Below are 4,506 nucleotides of genomic sequence, written 5' to 3'. Positions count from 1 at the left end.
TTCACTCAGCTGCGTCTTGGTATGCGTCCATTGGGGGGCATGTGCAGACGAGGTTTCGGTCACCGTATGCGTTGTCGACGCGGTTGACGGGGGACCAGTATTTGTCGACGCCCATCGAGCCCGGCGGGAAGCAGGCTTGCTCGCGGGTGTAGGGGCGGTCCCAGTCGCCGACCAGATCGCGCACCGTGTGAGGGGCGTTTTTCAGCGGGTTGTTTTCCGCATCGATCTTGCCGTCGATGATGTCCTGCGCCTCGGCCCGGATCGACAGCATCGCGTCGCAAAAGCGGTCCAGCTCGGCCTGCGGCTCGGACTCGGTCGGCTCCACCATCAGCGTACCGGCCACCGGCCAGGACATGGTGGGCGCATGGAAGCCTGAATCGACCAGACGTTTGGCGATGTCATCGACACTGACATGGGCGGCCTCGTCCAGCGGGCGGGTATCGAGGATGCATTCATGCGCCACCCGGCCTGTCTCGGAGGTGTAGAGGATCGGGTAGGCCTCGCTCAGACGCGCGGCGATGTAGTTGGCGTTCAGGATCGCCACTTTCGTCGCCTGGGTCAGACCCGCACCGCCCATCAGCAGCACATAGGCCCAGCTGACCGGCAGGATCGAGGGCGAGCCGAAGGGCGCGGCCGAGACCGGACCCACGGCAGTGCCGTATTCCGGGTGGCCGGGCAGGTGCTCTTCCAGATGCGCCTTGACGCCGATCGGACCCATGCCGGGGCCGCCGCCGCCATGCGGAATGCAGAAGGTCTTGTGCAGGTTCAGGTGGCTGACATCGCCGCCCACATCGCCCGGACGGGCCAGACCCACCATGGCGTTCATGTTGGCGCCGTCGATATAGACCTGACCGCCGTGATCATGGGTGATCTGGCAGACCTCCTGCACGGTGGTTTCGAACACGCCATGGGTCGAGGGGTAGGTAATCATGCAGGCGGCCAGATGATCCGAATGCTTTTCCGCCTTGGCGCGGAAGTCGTTCAGGTCAATGTTGCCCTTGTCATCCGACTGCACCGGCACAACCTGCCAGCCGACCATCTGCGCCGAGGCCGGGTTGGTGCCATGCGCCGAGGTCGGGATCAGGCAGACATTGCGGTGCCCTTCGCCGCGGGCGAAGTGATAGTTGCGGATGGTCAGAAGACCTGCATATTCGCCCTGCGCGCCCGAGTTGGGCTGCTGGCTGATCGCGTCATAGCCGGTGATCTGGCACAGCTTGTCGTTCAGGTCGGCAATCATCTCGTGATAGCCCTGCGCCTGATCTTGCGGCACAAACGGGTGCAGGTTGGAGAACTCGGGCCAGGTGACCGGGATCATCTCGATCGTGGCGTTCAGCTTCATGGTGCAGGACCCCAGCGGGATCATCGCCCGGTCCAGCGCCAGGTCGCGGTCGGCCAGACGGCGCATATAGCGGGTGATCTCGGCCTCGGCCCGGTTCTGGTGGAAGATCGGGTGGGTCAGATAGGGCGTCTCGCGCAGCGCATAGTCCGGCAGGCGGTACTGCTTGTTCGAGCTGTCATCGGTGCGGTCGATGCCGAAGGCACCCCAGACCGCCTCGATGGTCTCGGGGCGGGTCTGTTCGTCGAGGCTGATGCCCACCTTGCTGTCGCCGACCTTGCGCAGGTTGACGCCACGGGCCACGGCGGCCTCCATCACCACATTTTGCAGGTGGCCGACCTCGACGGTGAGGGTGTCGAAGAACACTTCCGGTTCGACCGAGAAGCCCGCCTCTTCCAGACCAGCCGCCAGGCGCGAGGTCTTGCGGTGCACCGACTGCGCGATGGCCTTGATGCCGTCGGGGCCGTGATAGACCGCATACATCGAGGCAATGACGGCCAGCAGCGCCTGCGCGGTGCAGACGTTCGAATTGGCCTTCTCGCGGCGAATGTGTTGCTCGCGGGTCTGCAGCGACAGCCGGTAGGCCTTGTTGCCGCGGCTGTCGATGCTGACACCGATGATCCGGCCCGGCATCGAGCGCTTCAGCTTGTCGGTGGTCGCCATATAGGCGGCGTGCGGGCCACCAAAGCCCATCGGCACGCCAAAGCGCTGGGTCGAGCCGATGGCGATATCCGCGCCCATCTCGCCCGGTGACTTCAGCAGCGCCAGCGACAGGATGTCGGCGGCGACGATGGCGATGGCTTTATGTTCGTGCAGCGCCGCGATCTCGGCGGTGTAGTCGCGCACATGGCCGTGGGTGCCGGGGTATTGGAAGATCGCGCCAAACACCGCGCCTGCGTCCAGGCTGTCGGGATCGCCCACCTGCACGTCGATGCCCAGCGGCTCGGCGCGGGTTTTGATCACCGCGATGGTCTGTGGGTGGCAGTTCTTGTCAACAAAGAAGGCCGCGTTATTGGCCTTGGACCGGCCGCCGCGCTTGGCCATCGCCATCGCTTCGGCGGCGGCGGTGGCTTCGTCCAGCAGGGAGGCGTTGGCCACGTCCAGCCCGGTCAGGTCGCTGACCATGGTCTGGAAGTTCAACAGCGCCTCAAGCCGGCCCTGGCTGATCTCGGGCTGATAGGGCGTATAGGCGGTGTACCAGGCCGGGTTTTCCAGGATGTTGCGCAGGATCGGCGCCGGGGTGGTGGTGCCGTAATAGCCCTGGCCGATCAGCGAGGTCAGAACCTTGTTCTTGCCCGCCACCTGCCGCATGTGAAACAGCGCATCCCGTTCGGTCATCGCCGGACCCCAGTCCAGCGGATCCTTCTGGCGGATCGCCGGGGGAACGGTGGCGTCGATCAGTTCGTCCAGCGTCTTGAAGCCGATCACCTTGAGCATGTCGCGCATCTCGGTGGGCGACGGGCCAATGTGGCGGCGATTGGCGAAGTCATAGGCTTCGTAGTCGGTCAGTTTGAAGGCCATGTGTTGCGCTCCTCAAGGAATGTCTCGGCCAGCCGGTCTGGCGGATGCCTCCGGCGGGGGGTAAGGGCCGTCTTGGAAACTGTCCGGGGGACAGGTTCAGGCCCGAACGGGCGGAGCCCCAAATCAGCGGCTCCGAGTGAAAGATGAAGAGGCGGATCCGCGCAAGGACCCGCCGCCGGGTCTTAACCGATGAAGGCTTTGTAGCCGGCCTCGTCCATCAGATCCTCAAGCTGCGATGCATCCGTGATCTTGATCTTGTAGATCCAGGCCTCGCCCTCGGGGTCTTCGTTCAGCGCGCCGGGGTTGTCGGCCAGCGTCTCGTTGACCTCGGTGATCTCGCCATCGACCGGCGCATACAGCTCGGACGCGGCCTTGACGGATTCGATCACGCCGATCTCACCGTCCTTGGCAAATTCCTCGCCCACGTCCTGCTGCTCGACAAAGACCACCTCGCCCAGCTGCTCGGCGGCGTGGGCGGTGATGCCCAGCGTGGCGGTGTCGCCTTCGACGGTCAGCCATTCATGCTCTTCGGAATAATAGGTTGCCATGGTGTCTCTCTCCTGACTTCAACGCTTGTAATTCTGTGTGACGAAGGGCAGCGCCACGATCTCGGCCGGTTGCGCCTTGCCCCGGATGATCAGATTGACCGTCTCGCCCGGCTCGCCATGGCCTGCGGCCACGTAGCCCATCGCCACCGGGCCGCCGACCGTGGGGCCAAAGCTGCCCGAGGTGATCTGGCCAATGGTATTGCCCTCAAGGCATTGCACCTCGACGCCCTGACGCGCGGGGGCGCGGCCTGTCGGTTTGATGCCCACCAGCTTGCGCGCCGGACCCTCGGCCAGTTCCTTTTGTACGCGATCCGCACCCGGAAAACCGCCTTCTTCCTTGCGGCGTTTCTGGATGGCCCAGCCAAGGCTGGCCTCAATCGGAGAGGTGCTCTGATCGATGTCATTGCCATAGAGGCACAGACCCGCCTCCAGCCGCAGGCTGTCGCGCGCGCCCAGGCCCGCCGGCTCGCAATCCTCATGCGCCAGAAACGCGCGGGTGATCTCAATCGCCTTGTCCTCGGGGATCGAGATCTCGTAGCCATCCTCGCCGGTATAGCCCAGACGCGAGATGCGGCATTCGGTGCCCAGGATATTGGCCACGGTGGTTTCCATGAAGGTCAGGTCACGGGCGGCGGGGCACAGCGCGCCCACCACATCCTCGGCCTTGGGACCCTGCACCGCAACCAGCGCCCGGTCGAAGATCTCGGTCACCTCAACCCCGTCCAGATTGGCCTGCATATGCGGAATGTCCTGATGCCGCAGTGCCGCGTTCACGACGACGAAATAATGATCCCCCGCGTTCGACACGATCAGGTCATCCATGATCCCGCCTTCCGGGTTGGTGAAAAACCCATACCGCGCCTTGCCTTCCTTCAGCGTCGCGTAGGCCTGCGGGCACAAAGCTTCCAGCTTCTCACCCACATTCTCGCCCCGCAGGATCACCTGACCCATATGGCTCACATCAAACACCGCCGCCTTCTCTCGGCACTGCTTATGCTCGCCCATGATCCCCAAAGGATACTGAACAGGCATCTCCCAACCCGCAAAATCAACCATCTTGCCGCCCAACTCAACATGCAACGCGTGGAGTGGCGTGCGCTT

General features: G+C 64.1%; 3 protein-coding genes. All 3 read right to left on the bottom strand.

Features of this window, described 5'->3' with window-relative positions; genetic code table 11:
* Nucleotide 1 precedes the first annotated feature (1 nt).
* A complete protein-coding gene (gene gcvP / locus ACOQFT_RS00280; protein ID WP_421596075.1) occupies nt 2-2,857 on the bottom strand; it encodes an aminomethyl-transferring glycine dehydrogenase in 2,856 nt (951 codons plus the stop codon).
* A gap of 182 nt (nt 2,858-3,039) precedes the next feature.
* A complete protein-coding gene (gcvH, locus tag ACOQFT_RS00275) occupies nt 3,040-3,405 on the bottom strand; it encodes a glycine cleavage system protein GcvH (protein WP_421596073.1) in 366 nt (121 codons plus the stop codon).
* An 18-nt stretch (nt 3,406-3,423) separates the two neighbouring features.
* Nucleotides 3,424-4,506 (bottom strand): glycine cleavage system aminomethyltransferase GcvT (gcvT, locus tag ACOQFT_RS00270; protein WP_421596072.1); only part of this gene is annotated, 1,083 nt, incomplete at its 5' end.

This window comes from Ruegeria sp. MALMAid1280 (assembly GCF_049195285.1).
In the GTDB taxonomy this organism is placed as follows: Bacteria; Pseudomonadota; Alphaproteobacteria; order Rhodobacterales; family Rhodobacteraceae; genus Ruegeria.
This window is presented reverse-complemented; position numbering and strand designations above follow the sequence as displayed.

Coding starts and splice junctions, on each gene's coding strand:
- gcvH (WP_421596073.1), bottom strand. CDS start 3,405: ATGGCAACCTATTATTCCGAAGAGCATGAATGGCTGACCGTCGAAGGC.
- gcvP (WP_421596075.1), bottom strand. CDS start 2,857: ATGGCCTTCAAACTGACCGACTACGAAGCCTATGACTTCGCCAATCGC.